Raw genomic sequence first — 16,871 nt, 5'->3', positions numbered from 1 at the left:
GGCAGCCCCTCGCGGGCCGAACCCTCACCCCTCCCCTGAGCCCGAGCCCAGCCCGGACCCCGCGCCCAAAGCCGCGCGGGCCGGCAGCCACGTCGCCAGCGCCGCGAGCACCGCGCCGGCGCCGACCACGGCGGCCAGCGTGCCCGGCGGCATCGACACGCCGCCGGTGCCGCGCGTCATGCCGCTGGCGTAGGTTGTCAGGACGGCCGTCGCGACCGCCAGTCCCAGCGCCGTGGCCACCGCCACCGCTGTCGCCGTCTCCCAGCCCAGCATCCGGTGCACCTGGCGGCGGGTCGCGCCGGTCAGGCGCAGCGCGGCGAACTCGCGGCGGCGGTCGCTGATGCTCATCGCCAGGGTGTTGACCACGGCGATCGCCGTGAACGCCACGATCAGGCCGAGCGTCACGTAGCCGATCTTCGCCCCCGCGTCGTTGCTCGACGCCTGCGCCTGCACCCGGTCCCGGATCCCGAGCCCCGGCTCGCCTTTCAGCGCGGCGACCAGTGCGGCACGCCCCACCCCCGGCGCCTTCACCAGCAGTTCGTCGTCGAGCGGCACGTCCACGTGCGGCGCCAGCAGCGCATGCGCCAGCACCAGGTCGCCGAAGCCCAGCTGCCGCGCGTAGAGCGCGACGATCGTCACCCGCGCGGGCGTCCCGTCCGGGAGTGTCATCGAGACCTGAGACCCGATGCGGTACCCCTGCCCGAGCGCGGCCGCCGCCGTGTCCGGCCCGGTGAGCGAGCCGATGCTGCCGGCCGTGATCCCCAGGTCCAGCGTGTCGCCGAGCCCCGTGGGCGTCACGCCGAGCACGTTCCGGTCGTTCAGGCCGGTCCGCACCGTCGCGTGCAGCACCTGCGTCACGGTCCGCACCCCCGGCACCGCCGCCACCTCCGCCGCCGCGCCCGCCGGCACCTTGCTCCCCACCACGTAGTCGGCGACGTTCCCCGCCGCGCGCTGCGCCGTCGCCGCGTCCGCGACGCTCGACTGCGAGAACAGGATCGTGCACGCCATCGCCAGCATCAGCGTCAGCGGCGTGATCACCGACGCCAGCCGCGGTGCGGCGGCCCGCAGGTTGTTCGCGGCCAGATACCCCCCGACCCGCGACAGCCGCAGCGGCACTCCCAGCACCGCCACCGCCGACCGCGCCACCCACGGCCCCAGCAGCGCCAGCGCGATGCACCACAGCAGCACCGCGTTGAAGCAGACCGGCGTCGCGGCCCCGTCGCTGTGCAGCACGGTCAGCAGCGCCGTCAGCACCGTCGCCCCGGCGATCGCCAGCACCCCGAACAGGGCCCTGACAACCGACACCCGCGGCGGCTTCAGCTCCGCCTCCCCCAGCGCCTCCACCGGACGGATCCGCGTGGCCCGCCGCGCCGAGATCCGCGCCGCGGCCCAGCCGGCGCCGACCGTGGCCAGCACCGAGGCGAACACCGGGAACACCGACAGGACCACCGGGACGTTCGCCGGGATGATGTCCAACGCCACGAACTCCCCGTGCAGCCAGGCCCCGAGCGGCAGCCCCGCGAACGCCCCCGCCACCCCGGCGGCCGATCCCACCGCCAACGCCTCGCCGCCGATCATCTTGCGCACCTGCTTGCCGGTCGCCGCCACCGCCCGCAGCACCGCGATCTCCCGCTGCCGCTGCTGGATCGACAACGCGAACGTCCCCACGACCACCAGCACCGCGACGATCAGCGACGTCCCGCCGAGCACCGCTCCCATACTGATCAGCCGCACCGAGGCGTTCGCGGAGTCCGGGAACTCGGCGGCGCCCCGGGAATCCCCGGTGTGGACGACCGGCGCGGGGACCGTCCCGGCGTCAGCCGATGAAAGCAGGCTCCTGACATCGTTGGCGGTGACATCGGGATCCCCTGCGGGGAACACGCCGATCGCGTCGACCAACCCGTCGTGCCCCGCCAACGTGCGCGCCTCGGCCGTGTCGAAGTAGATCGCGGCCTGGCTCGCAAAGCCCTGCGACGTGACGCCGACGACGCGCACCGGCATCGTCCCGCCGGCCGTGCGCAACGGCGCCGTCGATCCGACGCGGAGGTGCGTCGCAGCCGCGGTGGACGCGTCCAGCACCACCTCGTCCGGGGCCGAAGGCGCACGCCCCGAAGCCAGCGTCAAGCTGGACAGGGAGGCGGATTCCCAACCGTGGCCGAAGGAATCGGTGGTCGGACCACCCGGCAGATACGCCGCGAACAGCACCTCGGTGGCGACCGCCTTCACCGAAGGCAGAGCCTTGATTCGGTCGGCCAACCCCGCGGACACCCACACGTGATCGCTGACCGGCTTGGCCTTGTTCTTGACCTTGCCGTTGCCCTTGACCTCCGTGGCGTGCACGTTCTGGTCGCCGCTGACGACGATCGGCGCGGCCGCGAAGCGTTCGGGCTTGACGGTCCCGAGGATCCCGGTGACCAGTAGCGTGCCGCAGCCGGTGACCAGCGCGGCGGCACAGAACAGGGCGACCAGCGCCCCGACGAATCCGCCCTTGCGATGGCGCAGAGTGGCGATGGCGATGGGGAGCATCATCAGGCCCACGCCCCCAGCCGGATCATGCGGTCGGCGACGCCGGCGGCGGTCGGGGCGGGCATGGAGTCGGCGATGCGGCCGTCGGCCAGGAACAGGACCGTGTCCGCGTAGGCGGCGGCGACCGGGTCGTGGGTGACCATGACGATGGTCTGGCCCATCGTGTCGACCGTCTCGCGCAGCAGCACCAGCACCTCGCGCGCGGTCATGGTGTCCAGCGCGCCGGTGGGCTCGTCGGCGAAGATCACCTCCGGGTCGGCGATCAGCGCCCGGGCGATCGCCACCCGCTGCTGCTGCCCGCCGGAGAGCTGGCCGGGCCGGTGGTGCGTGCGCTCGGTGAGTCCCACGCGCTTGAGCACCTCGGCCAGCCGCGCGCCGTCGGCCCGGCGGCCGGCCAGGCGCAGCGGCAGCGTGATGTTCTGGCTCACGGTCAGCGACGACACCAGGTTGAAGGCCTGGAAGACGAAGCCGGCGCGCTCCCTGCGCAGCTCGGTCAGCTTGGTCTCGCTCAGGCCCGACAGGTCGGTGCCGCCGAGCCGGACGGTGCCCGCGCTCGGCCGGTCCAGGCCGGCGGCGCAGTGCAGGAAGGTGCTCTTGCCGGAGCCGGAGGGGCCCATGATGGCCGTGAAGCCGCCCTTGGGCAGCCCGACGGACACCTCGCGCAGGGCCGCGACCGCGCCGCGGCCCTTGCCGTAGACCTTGCTGACGGCCTGCAGGGTGATGGCCTCTGAGACCGTCTGAGTGATCGCCTCGTTCATGCTTACCAGCGTGCCGAGCTGCGCGTTCGTTCCCCAGAGAGGCTGTCATCGATCACCCGTGACATCGTCACGGGTATCGTCGTGACGTGATCCGACTGCTGTTGGCCGAGGACCAGCTCGTGGTGCGCGGCGCCCTGGCCGCCCTGCTGGCGCTGGAGCCGGACCTGGAGGTCGTGGCGCAGACCGCGACCGGCGACGAGGTGGTGCCGCAGGCGCTGGTGTACGCGCCGGACGTGGCGGTGCTGGACATCGACATGCCCGGCGGCATCGACGGCCTGGAGGCGGCGGCGCTGCTGAAGCAGAAGATGCCGACGTGCCGGACGCTGATGCTGACGTCCAACGGCCGCCCCGGCATGCTGCGCCGCGCGCTGGAGGCGAAGGTCGACGGCTTCCTGCTGAAGACCGCGCCGCCGGAGGAGCTGACCGCCGCGATCCGGACGATCGCCGGCGGCGGCCGGGTGCTGGACCCGGCGCTCGCCGTCACGGCCTGGGACCTCGCGGAGAACCCGCTGACGCCCCGCGAGCGGGACGTGCTGCGGGAGCTGGCCGCCGGCGCGGAGCCGCCGGAGATCGCCGCCGCACTGCACCTGTCAACGGGGACGGTGCGGAACGTGCTGACGGCGATCGTGGGGAAGCTGAACGCGCGGAATCGGACGGATGCGGTGCGGATCGCGCGCGAAGCCGGTTGGGTCTAAGAGCCCTGATCAGGGCAGCTGCGACACCGGCACGTCCCGGTCGTGGTCATCCCGGTTGTGCTCGTCCCGCCACGCGAGCCAGTCCCGCAGTTCGCCGAAATCGAAGTCCGGCCCCGGATTCCGGACCACGAACAGACTCACGCCGAGCTCCAGCTCCCGCTCGCACTCCGCGGGATCGCCGCCGACCAGCACCGAGCGCTGGATCTCCGCCGGGTCCCGGCCGACCGCGGCGCAGTGTTCCTCCAGGACCTTCAGCTTGTGCGCCAGCTCGTCGCCGCCGGCGAAGCTGTGCCAGATGTCAGCGTGCTGAGCCACGACGCGCAGCATCTTCTTCTCGCCGCCGCCGCCGATCAGCAGCGGGATCTTGCGCGTCGGGGGCGGATCGAGCTGCGTGAAGCGGTGCTCGATGCGCGGCAGGGAGCGGGCCAGGTCGTCGATGCGGCTGCCGGGCGTGCCGAACTCGTAGCCGTACTCGACGTACTCGCGCTCCTTGAAGCCGGCGCCGAGGCCCAGGATGAGGCGGCCGCCGCTGATGTGGTCGACGGTGCGCGCCATGTCGGCGAGCAGGTCGGGGTTGCGGTAGCTGTTGCAGGTGACCAGCGGGCCGATCTCGACCCGCGAGGTGGCCTCGGCCCACGCGCCGAGCATGGTCCAGCACTCGAAGTGCTTGCCGTCGGCCACCTTGCCGAGCGGGAAGAAGTGGTCCCAGTTGAACAGGACGTCCACGCCGAGTTCCTCGGCCTGCGCGGCGGCGCGGCGGATGACGGGGTAGTCGACGTGCTGCGGCGCCAGTTGGATGCCGACACGGATCTTCGACGAGGGCTGAGCGATCATGGGGCGCAGCTTACGCCCGGGACGATGCCGAGGTCGGCGAGTCGTCGGCATGATCAGCCGGCTATGGCGGCTATCGCGGCAACTCGGCGTGGAGCAGGTACCAGCCGTCGTCCGGTCCGGCGGCCAGGGTTCCGCCGTACTCGGCGAGGCGGAGCGTCAGGCCGCCGACGCCCGAGCCGGGTGCTTTGGATGCTCCGATGCCCGATGCCACGCCGTCGTTCTCCACGTCGAGGCGCACCGTTCCCTCGGTCATGGTGACGGCGATCCGCGCATGACGCGCCACGCTGTGCCGCAGGACGTTCGTCACCGCCTCGCGCAGCACGGCACCGAGCACCGCCCCCGCCTCCGCCGGCACCGCCAGCTCGTCACCCTCAACCTCCACCGCTACCTCGGCCGCGGCCAGCACCGCCGCCGCGGACGCCAACTCATCGCCGAACGACAACTCGCGCGTGCCGCCTGTCAGAGCCCGTAGTTCACGCTCGCCCTGTGCGGCCAGGCGTTCGACGTCGCGGATCTCGGTCAGGCAGCGGACCGGATCGGTCGTACGCAGCCGGCGCGCCAGCTCCGCCTTGAGCAGGATCGCCGCGAGCCCGTGACCGAGCAGGTCGTGCAGATCGCGCGCCGCACGCAGACGCTCGCCCACGATCGCGGCCCGGGCCAGGCCGTCGTTGGCCTGTTGCAGCTCGCGGACGAGACGCGCCAAGCGCAGCATCCCGTACACGACCAGACAGGTCACCAGAGCGTTCAGGATCGCCGATACCGCGCTGGTGCCGTCGGCGGACGCCATGAGGCCGCCGACCCCGAGCGCCGCCGCGACCACCGGCACGGCCAGCGGCAGGGGCAGCGCGATCAGGAGGGAGCCGGTCAGGAGACCGAGGGAGGCGATCCAGTTCTGACCGAAAGAGTGCATCGGGGCGTAGGTCAGCGCGGCGAACAGGACGATCGCCGCCTCGCTGTGGCGCTTCTCGTCGCGGACCGAGTACACGACTTGCAACGTGCAGAGCACGGCCAGGACCAGAAGCGCCGGCGCGATCAAGGCGGCTGGGACGTATAGCAGGGTTCGCACACAGAACGCCGCGAGCAGCAGGTAGTACAGAAAGGTCGCGCGCCGAAGCTCCGGCGCGTCCACCGGTTCCGCCGCCGAGGGCGTCGCCGGCACCGACGCCTCAACGGCGAAGCGGCCGTCGGCCTCCAGCCCGGCGGCCAGCCGTCCGCCGCTGGCCCGGACTCGTTGCGCCAAGCCGTCCAAGACATCGGCGCCGAGGGCCGCGGTGCGCACGCCGTCGCTGGTCACCCGAAGCGTGACCTGACCGGCAGCCTCGCCGGTGACGATCTGGCAGTGGCGCGCGTCGCCGACCCGGACCACTGCGGTCACGGCCTCGCGCAGGACGGTCGCCAGCACGGTCCCGGCCGGCCCGAGCGGTTCGGTGTGGCCGGTGACGACGTCCGCCTCGATCCCCGCCGACTGGAGCAGGGCCCTGGCGCTCGCGGACTCCGGTGCCAGCGACAGGCTGCGGAGGTCGGCGGCGGTCGCGCGGGTGGCGGCCAGGGTCGTGCGCGCGTCGGCCAGCAGACCGTCGAGGACGTCGGGGTCCTGTTTCGCCGCCAGATCCCGGATGCGGGTCAGGCCCGAGGACAGGTCGGCGTCCAGACCTTCCGCGATGCGCAGACGCTCGGCGGTCACGGCGGCCGCGGCGAGCGTCAGCCGCGTCCCGTGGACGCGTGCGGCCAGCGCGGCGAGGGTCGTGACGGCGTAGAGGACCATCCCGCCGAGCAGGATCGTGACGCACATGTCGACGGTGTCGCGCGCGCTGTCGGTCCGCACCGCCTGGACCCACGCCGCCGCGCCGAGCACCGGGACGACCAGCGGCCACAACCCTTGCAGGAACACCGCACCGACCGGCACCGCCAGCAGCCCGATCGACGCGCCGGCCGGCAGCACGGCCACGAAGCCGCATGCCAGCTGCGCCACGACGCGCGGCCACCTCGCCGGCCGGAACTCGAGCAGCAGGATCGCCAGGCAGGCGGCGATGATCGTCAGCCCGGCCGCCGGATCGCCGGGGACGCGGCCCGCCGCCTTGATGACGTGCACCGACACCAGCGCCGCCGCGACCGCGAAGACCAGGCCGCGCGCCAGGCGCGGCGCGCTGTCGCTCCCGGTGATCCCCACCCGGTCATCGTAGAGCCGGCAGCCTGCTTTGCGGCGGGTTGTGCGGTAAGGGGCTCATCGCCGTCCCACCGGCAGACCGCAAAGTGACCACCTGACGAAATACCTCGCGGAGCGGCCACCTCGCCGGAGTAGGGTCTTGCCCGGCTCTGGGAGGGACCTTGTCTGCGACCATCGAAGCGGGCGTCGACGCCGAAGACATCCATGACGGCAAAGACGTCCGCAAGGACACCGTGTTCGGGCGCATCGGCGGCGCTCTTCGGGAACGCGACTTCCGGTGGTGGTTCGCCGGGCAGATCACGTCGGCGTCGGGGGTGATGGCGCAGGGCGTCGCGCTGTCGTGGTGGATGCTGCAGACGACCGGCGACGCGGTGTGGCTCAGCGTCCTGACACTCTGCACCATGGGCCCGACCCTGGTCGGCGGCGCGTGGGCGGGCGCGCTGGTCGACCGTTCCGACCGGCGGCGGCTGCTGATCGTCACGCAGTCGGCCTTGATGGGGATCGCGGCGGCGCTGACCGTGCTGGCCGCGACCGGCACGCTCGCCGTGTGGAACGTGCTGGTCGCGTCGGTGCTCGCGGGCACGGCGATGGCGGTCGACTCGCCCGCACGCCAGGTCTACGTGGTGGACCTGGTCGGAGCGGACGGCGTCGCCAGCGCGGTGGGCCTGTGGGAGGTGGCGCTGAACGCGTCGCGGGTCGTGGGGCCCGGCTTGGGCGGGGCGTTGCTGGCCGGGCCGGGGGCGACCGCCTGCTTCGGGGTGAATGCGTTCTCTTACTTGGCACCGTTGATCGTGCTGCTGCGGATGAAGCCGCACGCCGGCGCGGCTCCCAGGACGAAGCAGCCGCGAGTACGGGGCGCGGCGCGCGACGGCATACGCTACGCGTTCCGCTCGCCGGTGATCCGCGCGCTGCTGCCGATGTCGGCGGCGTCCGGCCTCATCTTCGGCATGGGTGTGGCACTGCCGCCGCTGGTCTCGCGCGCGCTGCATCAGGGCGGCGGCGGGTACGGCGCGATGATGGCGGCGTTCGGCGTCGGCGGGCTACCCGGGGCGCTGTTGGCCGCCGCGCAGCCGGAACCGACGGGGCGCCGCGTGCGCTGGCTCGCGCTGGCCACGGCGGCGACCGTGATCGGCATCGCGGTGTCCCCGACCATGCCGATCGCGCTGGTGGCGATGGCCGCGCTCGGCGTGACCTCGATCTGGTTCATCGCCTCGGCCAACACCCTGGCCCAGTTGCGGTGCGCGCCGGACATGCGCGGGCGCGTGATGAGCCTGTGGGGCGTGGCGATGACGGGGACGTCGCCGATCACGGGGTTCGGGGTCGCGGCGGTGGTGGAGTTCGTGGGGCCTCGGGAGGGGTTCTCGGTGGCGGGGATCGTGTTGGGGGCCGCGGCCTTGGCCGGGTGGCGGGCTTTGCGGGAGTAGAGACCAAGCAGTAACGGTAGGGCTGTTCCGTCCGCACCCGGCGCAGGTGGGGTGGGGTGGGTAGGGCACGCCGGATGCGGACGGACCAGACGGATCCAAGGGATCAGACGGTCGGACCGTGGAGAATCAGCGTCCGGATATCAGTGCTGCGAGCCGCCGATGCTGCCGGACGCCGTGGGGGCGCCGGGGTGGATCGGGTCGACCGGGTTCTGCGGTCCGCCGTCGATCGGCCAGCCGCTCGGCCAGGTGGGCGCGCCGGACGGCAGGTGGGTCGGCAGGCCGGTCGGCAGGTGCGTGGGCAGGCCGCTGGGCAGATGCGTGGGCAGCCCGGTCGGCAGGCCGCTCGGCAGGTGCGTCGGTAAGGTGGTCGGCCACGTGGTGGGCCAGCCGTCGCCGGGGTGCGGCGTCGGGATCGGGAAGGTCGGCGCGTGGCCGTCGCGGACGTCCTTCTCCGCCTGCGCCAGCCGGTCGCAGAAGTCCTGCATCCGCTTCTGGGCCTCGGTACGCTCCGCGTCCAGGGCGGACTGGAGCTTGGCGATGTCGGCGGCCGGCACGTTCGCGGCCTTGGCCAGCTTCTGCAGCTCGGCGGCGGTCAGGTCGTGGCCCTGGTCGTCGCGGTCGCCGTCCTCGGCGGCCTTGCACAGCCGGAAGCTGTCGTCGCCGAGCAGCTTCGCGCCGGCCGCGTCGAGGGCGGCCTGGTCGGTGCGCGGCGGCGCCGCCTTCGTGGGCGCGCCGGTCGGGGTCGGGACGTCCGGGCCCTTGCCCTCGGCGCCCACGGGGGTGGTCTTCAGGTCCGTACCGCCGAGGCGGGCGGGCTTCGGAGCCGGGAAGCCGAGCGAGTGGGCCTTGGACTGCAGGCCGGACGGGAGGGAGTTGGTCGCGGCGGCGGCGGACACGCCGACGACCGACACGCCGCAGACGGCGACGACGATCTTCACCGTCACGGTCTTGGCGAGGAGGGCTTTGCTGAACACGCGTCTCTCCTTGGAGGGTGTCGCGGAGGCGGAGTGATGCGCGGAGAACACGGCACGGGCCGCGTCCTCGCCCGAGAGCTCGGCGGTCAGGGCCGGTCCGGCGGCCGCGTCGAGCAGCCGCGCCAGAGCCGTCAGATCAGGGGCGACTTCGAGTCCTGATCCCGCCGGCGGGGATCCCGCGACGGCGCCCGCAGCGCCGGCGGCGTTCGCGGCGTTCGCGACGTCGCCGAGGGTGGCAACGTTCGCAGCGCCCGCGACGCCTGCGGCACCCGGCACCGCGCCTGCGGCATCCGGGCCGCCGGCGTGGTCGAGCAGTTCCTCGGCGGCTCGGCGACCCGGTCGCCGGCTTCCGAGGATCCGCGGGGAGTTCCCTGTTTTACGCATCGTGCCCGAAGGAGCGATCCTGCGCCTCATCGTGTTACACCCGCCCTCGAACCCGTCCGCGCCATCCCTTTGAGCTGCGCCTTCTCCGGCTCGGCCGCCTTGTCGAGCCGCTTCTTCAGCGTGCGCAGACCGCGCATCGCCGCCACCCGCACCGCGCCGGAGCGCTTGCCGACGACCGAGCCGGCCTGCTCGGCGCTCAGGCCGGCGACGGCCCGCAGCAGCACCGCTTCGGCTTGGTCGCGCGGCAGCTCCGCGATCGCCGCCAGCGCCCGACGCGTGGCCATCGCGGCCAGCGCGGCCTCGGCGGTGTCGTCGCCGGACCGCTGTTCCGGCAGCGCGGCGACCGGATCGGCCAGCTGGCGCTGGCTCCGGCGGCCCTCGTCGATCGCGCGGTTGCGGGCTATCCGGAACAGCCACACCTGGAACTGCTTGGCGTCCCCGGTGAAGCCGCCGAGGTCGCGCGAGGCCTGCAACCAGGTCTCGGAGGCGACGTCCTCGCAGGCGGCGGGGATCAGGACTCGGAGATACCGCAGCAACGGCGGGTTCAGGGCGCGCCAGAGCACGACGAAGGACGCCTCGTCACCGCGCACGGCGCCGGCGAGAGCGTCCGCTATGTCTTGCCCATCCAGCATTGGGGTCCTTGATGCGAAGGTCTTGGACCCACCCCGCCGGGCAGCCTACCCGAGCTACCCCAGAATGGAGCGGAATCGTTCGGCGGCCTGGTCGAGCTGTCCGGCGATCAGTTCCTTCACCTCGTCGCTCAACGGGGTGTCGGCGCGCAGCGCGAACTCGCGGAGCTGCGGGACCAGCGGCGCGTACTTCGCCGAGGCCTTGCGGACCTTCGGGCCGGTGGTGTGGATGATCCCGACACCGTTGTCGGTGAAGTCGGAGAGCTTGATGACCCGCGCCCACGGATCGACTTCCAGGCTCTCCACCACATGCTCGCGGTACTGCTCCCCGCGGTCGCGCGCCGGGTCGTAGTCGGGGTTGGTGACGGCGGCGATGAGGTTGGCGACCCGCGGCGTGAAGGCGCGGGCCAGGACGGCCAGGGCCGCGTACCGCTCCCCCGAGGCGCGTTCGCCGTCGCTCGCCAAATCGGCGAGATCGACGGGGTGGTCCTCGACCGCGTCGTGCAGCAGCGCGGCGACGATTACCTCGGCGTCGTGGACCTGGTAGTGGCGGATGATGCGGATCGCGACCCGAAGCAGGTGATTGACATAGGGCTCGCGGACGCGCTTGTCCCCGGCGTGCAGCCGGGAGGCGACGCGTTCGGCGCGCTTCAGGGTGGCGCGCTCGGCGTGGGGGAACGCCTCGATCTCGACGTCGAACAGCGCGTGCAGGCCGGCCTCGCCGTAGACCTCGGTCACGGCGTGGATGGGCATGACTCTCAACTGGCCCCGCTCGATCGCGTCCATGGCGGCGAATGTAGCGGGACCGGGTGACGTGGCTCCAGTCAGGGGCAGGGCCCGCCGGCGCGGGCCCTGCCTGTACTGCCTGTACTGCCTGTATTACCTGGAATGCCGGCGGAGTACTACGAAGTGCGGCGCTGGACCTTCCCGGCCCTCAGGCACGACGTGCAGACCTTGAGCCGCACCGGCCGGCCGTCCACGGTCGCCTTCACGGGCTGGATGTTCGGGCGGAACATCCGCGCCGAGCGCCCGAGCACCCGCCGGCGCTGGGCGTTGTGCCCCAGCCTGGCGACCTGGTTGCCGAAGCTCGGCTCCTTGCCGCACACGTCGCAGCGTTTTGACATCAGCATTCTCCTCGGAGAGTTCACGATGGCATGCCGACCGCCCATCGCGATGTCGATCGAGAAGGGAGAAGTACCGCTGCGGAAGCGGTGGTCGGCGGCATGGGAAACACGGCAGGACTCAAGCGCGCAGCGTCGGGGAATCGACCGCTGTCGCCTGCCTGATGGGGTGTCTCGACCTGTGCCGCCTTTAGAACATGTGGCTGACCGTAGCGACGTGCTCCAGCACGTTCAAATGGTTTACGACCCGCGTAGCCGGAGCCGGCTGCGCGGGTCCGTTCTCACGTCTCACGTGCCCTCAGGCGTTCAGCTTGCTCTGCCAGTCCGCCGGGACGCGGCCCTTCGGTCCGGGCACCGGCTGATCGGCCGGGTGACTGTCCGGGGGCGCCAGGGCCGGGCCGGACTCGTAGAAGTTGTCGTTGCTGAAGTCGTAGAACCAGTCCTCGCCGGGCTCGAAGCTGGTGATCATGGTGTGGCCGCTGCTCGCGGCGTGCTTGCGGCCGTGCTGCTCGGGCGAGTTGTCGCAGCAGCCGATGTGGCCGCACTGCGTACAACGGCGCAGGTGCACCCACCAACCGCCGTTCTCGTCGCACTCCACACAACCGGTGCCGCTCGGCGGGACGCTGGGGTCGACTCCTGGGATGGACATGCTCCAGACGCTACCCGGCTCGGGGCGCGAGCGCCTGTCATGTGCTCGGGATGTGGCCCGCGTCCTGCGATCCGGAGCCGAGGAGCTGTACCGGGAGCCGGGTCTCGGCGATCATCCCGTCGACGACGTCGATGCGCAGCGCTCCGGCGGCCGGCGAGGAACTGAAGGCGCCGACGAACTCGGTGCCGTGGAAGTAGATCCCGACAAGGTCGTCGATGCCGTAGCCGCCGGGCAGGGCGCCGGAGAGCAGGGCGTCGCGGTACACCGGACGCCGGGAGTCCTCGCCGTCGTAGTGCGGGCAGACGCTGCCGGCGAGGAAGCCCAGGCCGTCGGCGAGCGCCTGGTAGGGCAGGCCGAAGGAGTCGGTGGTGCCGCCCTGGAACCAGCACAGCGCGCCGGCGCTGCCGCCGGTGAGGACGGCGCCGTTCTCCCACGCCTCGCGCAGGATCACGTCCAGACCCTGGCGGCGCCAGACGTCGAGCATGTTCGCGGTGTTGCCGCCGCCGACGGTGATGAGGTCCATGGACAGCACGAACGCGCGCAGGTCGGCGACGGTGCGGGTGAACAGGCGCAGGTGGAACGGCTGGCAGCGGTCGGCGGTGTAGGTCTCGTAGAAGGAGACGATGTACGCCGGGTCGTCGCCGGTGGCGGTCGGCAGGAAGAGGACGCGGGGGCGTTCCTTGCCGGTGAGGCCGAGGACGAACTCGTGGTAGGGGTCGGTGCGGCGCTCCATGAGAGCCCGTCCTGCGCCGGTCGCGACGATGTGGCCTGCCATGATCGGCAGCCTAGCGGGACAGTTCGGCGGGCGCCGAAGCGAACCGGCCGTACGGTCGGGGCATGGTGACTCTGACTTCTCGTGCCGACATCGAGGCGGCGCTGGCCGATCCGCTGCTCGTTCCGCTGCCTGTCGAGTCCGGGCCTGAGGGTTCGATGGCGTGGCTGCGGGCGACGGTCGCGCGGTTCGCTCATGGTGCGGTGCATGCGCGGCGGCGTGCTTATGTCGAGGCGGAATTGGCGCGGGTTGATGTTGAGGGGCTGCGGCGCCTGGCTGCCGGGTTTGAAGACGCCAGCGACGATCGGGCACGGGTCCTGCGGGCTCTCGCGCTGGCGATGGGACTGCCGGCGCTGGACGACGCGGCGGTCGCGGCGTTGGGCGTCGTCGCCGACAACTACTTCGGCGGGGACGATCCGGCTGCGGACGAGGCTGTGCGATTGCTTCTGCCGCTGATGCAGACGTCCGATCCCGAGCAGGCTGCGAACCGGGTGGGGATCCTCGTCCAGGCATGCGACGCCACCGCGGCCTTGATCGCAAGCGCTCGGGGCGGTTCTGGGGACGTGCACGCCACGATTCGCAGTACGCCGCCGGTCCAGGTGATGCGGCGCGTCGCCGTCGCCGCTACGCGTGTCGGCGGCACCGAGATCGCGGAAGGCGAATCGGTGCTGCTGGAGGTGGGGCCGGTGGGGTTGACGTTCGGTAGCGGTCCGCGGGTGTGTCCGGGCCGTCTGCTGGCCCTGGCCCTGGCCGAGGGCGCGGTGGAGAAAACCTCAGCGTCGGCGCGGTAAGGAGCGCCTACCCGCTCGGCGCAGTCTCGCCGTGCGGTTCCCCCATATGGGGTGTTGTCTGGATTCATGTCCATGAGCTCCTTCGGCGGCTTCTTCGACCGCTCCGACGATCCCTTCAACGACCTGCTCAATCGGTTCTTCGGGATGTCCCCGGAGTTCTCGCCGCCGCGGGTCCAGCGTGTGCCGCTCGGTCAGCTGCTGACCGAGTCGGCCCGGGAGCTGATCTCCACGGCCTCGCACCGCGCGACCCAGGACGGCAGCTCCGACCTCGACACCGAGCACCTGTTGTGGGCGGCCACGCAGGTGGAGCCGACGCGCGGCATCCTGGCCGCGGCGAACGTCGACCCGGACCGGCTGGCGCAGACGATCGAGAAGTCGCTGCCGGCCTCCGGGGGGACGCCGTCGTCGGAGCCGGGGCTGACGCCCTCGGCGAAGCGCGTGCTGATGCGGGCGCACGAGCTGTCGCAGGCGTCCGGTTCGACGTACGTCGGGCCGCAGCACATCCTCGCGGCGTTGACCGAGGACCCGGACTCCGCGGCCGGGCACGTGCTGAACAACACCCAGGTCGACGCCAAGGACCTGGGCAAGCGCATCACGAAGGCGTCGCGCGCCGAAGGCATGCCGGCCGGGCCGGAGCAGCCGTCGGACACCCCGACGCTGGACGAGTACGGCCGGGACATGACCGAGGACGCCAAGGCCGGGAAGCTCGATCCGGTGGTGGGGCGGGCCGACGAGATCGAGCAGACCGTCGAGGTGCTGTCCCGGCGGACGAAGAACAACCCGGTGCTGATCGGGGATCCGGGCGTCGGCAAGACCGCGATCGTCGAGGGGCTGGCGCAGCGGATCGTGTCCGGGGACATACCCAAGACGCTGGAGGGCAAGCGGGTCGTGATGCTGGACCTGGCGGGACTGGTCGCCGGGTCGAAGTACCGCGGGGAGTTCGAGGAGCGGCTGAAGAACGTGATCGACGAGGTGGGCAAGGCCTCGGACTCGACGATCCTGTTCATCGACGAGCTGCACACCGTCGTCGGCGCGGGATCCGGCGGCGACAGCTCGATGGACGCGGGCAACATCATGAAGCCGGCGCTGTCGCGCGGGGAGCTGAACGTCATCGGCGCCACGACGATCGACGAGTACCGGAAGAACATCGAGAAGGACGCGGCGCTGGAGCGGCGGTTCCAGCCGGTGCTGATCGCGGAGCCCACGGTCGAGGAGACGATCCAGATCCTGGAGGGACTGCGCGACCGGTACGAGGCGCACCACGGCGTGAAGTTCACGGACGAGGCGCTGGCGGCCGCGGCACTGATGTCGGACCGCTACATCTCGGACCGCTTCCTGCCGGACAAGGCGATCGACCTGATCGACCAGGCCGGCGCGCGGATCCGCCTGCGCAACCTCGGCAAGTCGACCGAGGCGATCGAGCGCGAGGACAAGCTGGCGAAGCTGACGCGCGAGCGCGACGAGGCGGTCTCGTCGGAGAACTACGACCGCGCGAAGGACCTGAAGGCGCGAATCGACGAGCTCAACGACGAGGTCGCGACCATCGAGGAGCGGCGCGAGGGCACGCTGAAGGTGACGGAGAACGACATCGCGGAGGTCGTCTCGCGGCGCACAGGGATCCCGGTCGCGCAGCTGAACGAGGACGAGAAGACGCGGCTGCTGAAGCTGGAGGAGGCGCTGCACGACCGGGTGGTCGGCCAGGACGAGGCGGTGACGGCGATCGCCGAGGCGGTGCGCCGCTCGCGGGCCGGGATGGGCGACCCGAACCGGCCGACCGGCTCGTTCCTGTTCCTCGGACCCACCGGCGTCGGCAAGACGGAACTCGCCAAGGCCCTGGCCGAGCTGCTGTTCGGCGACGAGGACCGACTCCTGCGCTTCGACATGAGTGAGTTCCAGGAGAAGCACACGGTCTCGCGGCTGCTCGGATCGCCGCCCGGATACGTCGGCTACGAGGAGGCGGGGCAGCTGACGGAGAAGGTACGGCGCAAGCCCTACTCGGTGATCCTCTTCGACGAGGTCGAGAAGGCGCACCCGGACATCTTCAACACCCTGCTCCAGGTCCTGGACGACGGCCGCCTGACCGACGCCCAAGGGCGCACGGTCGACTTCAGGCACACCGTGGTCATCATGACGTCGAACATCGGCAGCCAGCTGATCCTCGCGCACCACGGCGACACCGACGAGATCCGCGACCAGCTGATGGACCAGGTCCGCGGCTTCTTCCCGCCGGAGTTCATCAACCGCCTCGACGAAGTGGTGATCTTCCACAGCCTCGGCAAGGGCGAGATGGGCAACATCGTCGACCTGATGCTGGACGGCTCCCGCCGCCGCCTGAAGGCCCAGAACCTGAGCCTGGAGGTCACGGAGAAGGCGAAGGGCTGGCTGGTCGAGCGCGGGTACAAGCCGGAGTTCGGCGCCCGGCCGCTACGCCGCACGATCCAGGCGGAGCTGGACAACAAGGTGGCCACACTGCTGCTGTCCGGGGACACGAACCCGGGCGACACGATTGTGGCGGATGAGGCGGACGATCACTTGGTGTGCAGTGTGCGGCACGGGAAGTGAGGCGGGCGTGGCCGGCTGACGCGGCACATGGTGCCGACCGGGACGGTGCCGCCTCGGGATTCGGCACTGGAGTGAGGCGGTTGCGGCGGCAGTAAGGCGCTGGCCGCTCGGGATGGAGCGGGGTCGCGGGCTTTGGCTCGCGGCCCTGCTGCCTTGCGGGAGCGGCGGCGAGCAGGCGGGCGGCGGCTGCGAGGCGCTGGCCGCTCGGGGATGGAGCGGGGTCACGGGCTTCGGCTCGCCACCCTGCTGCCTTGCGGGGAGCGGCGGCGAGCTGGCAGGCGGCTGCGAGCGGGCGGCGGGAGAGCAGGCAGCTGCGGCCGCGGGGCAGGCAGCAGGCTGGATGCGATGGAGTCGCGGGCTTGGAGCTCGGACCCTGGTGCTTTGAGGCGGGCGGCTGCGGCAGGAAGCTACGGCAAGCGGCTGCGGCAAGCGAGCGGCGAGCAGGCGAGCGGCGCGGCTGCGGCGAGCGAGCGGCGCGGAGGCAGCCACCGGGGAGACAGCCAGGCGGCCGAGCTCGGGGCGGCGAGCGGCGCGGCTGCGAGCGGCTAGCGGGCGGCGGGCGGCGGGCGGCGGGCGGCGGGCGGC

Annotated in this window: 14 protein-coding genes; 4 read left to right on the top strand and 10 right to left on the bottom strand. The window is 72.0% G+C overall.

The genetic code is table 11. From position 1 onward, the window contains the following. Nucleotides 1–24 precede the first annotated feature (24 nt). A complete protein-coding gene (locus ABH920_RS45765; protein WP_370355640.1) occupies nucleotides 25–2,529 on the bottom strand; it encodes an FtsX-like permease family protein in 2,505 nt (834 codons plus the stop codon). Further along, complete coding sequence (locus ABH920_RS45760) at nucleotides 2,529–3,284, bottom strand: ABC transporter ATP-binding protein (RefSeq protein ID WP_370355639.1); 756 nt, start codon at nucleotides 3,282–3,284, stop codon at nucleotides 2,529–2,531. Before ABH920_RS45760 ends, ABH920_RS45765 begins: the two co-directional genes overlap by 1 nt. A gap of 86 nt (nucleotides 3,285–3,370) precedes the next feature. Here ABH920_RS45760 and ABH920_RS45755 point away from each other — a divergent pair, with 86 nt between their 5' ends. Continuing rightward, the gene (locus tag ABH920_RS45755; protein WP_370355638.1) at nucleotides 3,371–3,979 is read left to right on the top strand and encodes a DNA-binding response regulator; all 609 of its coding nucleotides are present in this window, start codon (nucleotides 3,371–3,373) and stop codon (nucleotides 3,977–3,979) included. A 9-nt stretch (nucleotides 3,980–3,988) separates the two neighbouring features. Here ABH920_RS45755 and ABH920_RS45750 read toward each other — a convergent pair whose 3' ends face one another. Together ABH920_RS45750 and ABH920_RS45745 are read right to left on the bottom strand one after the other, a co-directional pair. Further along, a complete protein-coding gene (locus ABH920_RS45750) occupies nucleotides 3,989–4,813 on the bottom strand; it encodes an LLM class F420-dependent oxidoreductase (RefSeq protein ID WP_370355637.1) in 825 nt (274 codons plus the stop codon). Between the two features lie 70 nt (nucleotides 4,814–4,883). Next, on the bottom strand, nucleotides 4,884–6,983 hold the full coding sequence (locus tag ABH920_RS45745) for a histidine kinase (protein WP_370355636.1): 2,100 nt from the start codon (nucleotides 6,981–6,983) through the stop codon (nucleotides 4,884–4,886). A 158-nt stretch (nucleotides 6,984–7,141) separates the two neighbouring features. On the opposite strand from ABH920_RS45745, the gene ABH920_RS45740 reads away from it, so the two are divergent. After that, nucleotides 7,142–8,404, top strand: a complete 1,263-nt coding sequence (locus ABH920_RS45740) for an MFS transporter (RefSeq protein ID WP_370355635.1) — start codon at nucleotides 7,142–7,144, stop codon at nucleotides 8,402–8,404. 140 nt (nucleotides 8,405–8,544) lie between these two features. Here the strand turns inward: ABH920_RS45740 and ABH920_RS45735 are convergent, their stop codons facing one another. The 6 genes from ABH920_RS45735 to ABH920_RS45710 all read right to left on the bottom strand — a co-directional run bounded on the left by ABH920_RS45735 (nucleotide 8,545) and on the right by ABH920_RS45710 (nucleotide 12,936). Further along, nucleotides 8,545–9,792, bottom strand: coding sequence for a hypothetical protein (locus ABH920_RS45735; RefSeq protein ID WP_370355634.1), 1,248 nt, complete (start codon nucleotides 9,790–9,792; stop codon nucleotides 8,545–8,547). Next, nucleotides 9,789–10,394: an RNA polymerase sigma factor gene (locus tag ABH920_RS45730; RefSeq protein ID WP_370355633.1), complete on the bottom strand. Its 606-nt coding sequence runs from the start codon at nucleotides 10,392–10,394 to the stop codon at nucleotides 9,789–9,791. Before ABH920_RS45730 ends, ABH920_RS45735 begins: the two co-directional genes overlap by 4 nt. Nucleotides 10,395–10,448: 54 nt before the next feature. Beyond that, nucleotides 10,449–11,177 (bottom strand): HD domain-containing protein, encoded by a 729-nt coding sequence (locus ABH920_RS45725; protein ID WP_370355632.1) that lies wholly within the window; start codon nucleotides 11,175–11,177, stop codon nucleotides 10,449–10,451. A 116-nt stretch (nucleotides 11,178–11,293) separates the two neighbouring features. Further along, nucleotides 11,294–11,515: a 50S ribosomal protein L28 gene (rpmB, locus tag ABH920_RS45720; protein ID WP_370355631.1), complete on the bottom strand. Its 222-nt coding sequence runs from the start codon at nucleotides 11,513–11,515 to the stop codon at nucleotides 11,294–11,296. A 295-nt stretch (nucleotides 11,516–11,810) separates the two neighbouring features. Then, a complete protein-coding gene (locus tag ABH920_RS45715) occupies nucleotides 11,811–12,161 on the bottom strand; it encodes a UBP-type zinc finger domain-containing protein (protein WP_370355630.1) in 351 nt (116 codons plus the stop codon). Between the two features lie 37 nt (nucleotides 12,162–12,198). Next, nucleotides 12,199–12,936, bottom strand: coding sequence for a Type 1 glutamine amidotransferase-like domain-containing protein (locus tag ABH920_RS45710; RefSeq protein WP_370355629.1), 738 nt, complete (start codon nucleotides 12,934–12,936; stop codon nucleotides 12,199–12,201). Between the two features lie 62 nt (nucleotides 12,937–12,998). Here ABH920_RS45710 and ABH920_RS45705 point away from each other — a divergent pair, with 62 nt between their 5' ends. Both ABH920_RS45705 and ABH920_RS45700 read left to right on the top strand, forming a co-directional pair. Next, the gene (locus tag ABH920_RS45705) at nucleotides 12,999–13,724 is read left to right on the top strand and encodes a hypothetical protein (protein WP_370355628.1); all 726 of its coding nucleotides are present in this window, start codon (nucleotides 12,999–13,001) and stop codon (nucleotides 13,722–13,724) included. Nucleotides 13,725–13,790: 66 nt separating this feature from the next. Then, nucleotides 13,791–16,286, top strand: coding sequence for an ATP-dependent Clp protease ATP-binding subunit (locus ABH920_RS45700; RefSeq protein ID WP_370355627.1), 2,496 nt, complete (start codon nucleotides 13,791–13,793; stop codon nucleotides 16,284–16,286). The last annotated feature ends 585 nt before the right edge of the window (nucleotides 16,287–16,871 follow it).

The organism is Catenulispora sp. EB89, assembly GCF_041261445.1.
GTDB lineage: Bacteria > Actinomycetota > Actinomycetes > Streptomycetales > Catenulisporaceae > Catenulispora.
Note: the sequence above shows the minus strand (reverse complement) of the source record. Positions and strands in the feature narration are given on the sequence as shown.

Excerpts from the sequence above, each read along its gene's own strand:
- ABH920_RS45765 (WP_370355640.1), bottom strand. The coding sequence starts at position 2,529 with ATGATGCTCCCCATCGCCATCGCCACTCTGCGCCATCGCAAGGGCGGA.
- ABH920_RS45760 (WP_370355639.1), bottom strand. The coding sequence starts at position 3,284 with ATGAACGAGGCGATCACTCAGACGGTCTCAGAGGCCATCACCCTGCAG.
- ABH920_RS45750 (WP_370355637.1), bottom strand. The coding sequence starts at position 4,813 with ATGATCGCTCAGCCCTCGTCGAAGATCCGTGTCGGCATCCAACTGGCG.
- ABH920_RS45735 (WP_370355634.1), bottom strand. The coding sequence starts at position 9,792 with ATGAGGCGCAGGATCGCTCCTTCGGGCACGATGCGTAAAACAGGGAAC.
- ABH920_RS45730 (WP_370355633.1), bottom strand. The coding sequence starts at position 10,394 with ATGCTGGATGGGCAAGACATAGCGGACGCTCTCGCCGGCGCCGTGCGC.
- ABH920_RS45725 (WP_370355632.1), bottom strand. The coding sequence starts at position 11,177 with ATGGACGCGATCGAGCGGGGCCAGTTGAGAGTCATGCCCATCCACGCC.
- rpmB (WP_370355631.1), bottom strand. The coding sequence starts at position 11,515 with ATGTCAAAACGCTGCGACGTGTGCGGCAAGGAGCCGAGCTTCGGCAAC.
- ABH920_RS45715 (WP_370355630.1), bottom strand. The coding sequence starts at position 12,161 with ATGTCCATCCCAGGAGTCGACCCCAGCGTCCCGCCGAGCGGCACCGGT.
- ABH920_RS45710 (WP_370355629.1), bottom strand. The coding sequence starts at position 12,936 with ATGGCAGGCCACATCGTCGCGACCGGCGCAGGACGGGCTCTCATGGAG.
- ABH920_RS45705 (WP_370355628.1), top strand. The coding sequence starts at position 12,999 with ATGGTGACTCTGACTTCTCGTGCCGACATCGAGGCGGCGCTGGCCGAT.
- ABH920_RS45700 (WP_370355627.1), top strand. The coding sequence starts at position 13,791 with ATGTCCATGAGCTCCTTCGGCGGCTTCTTCGACCGCTCCGACGATCCC.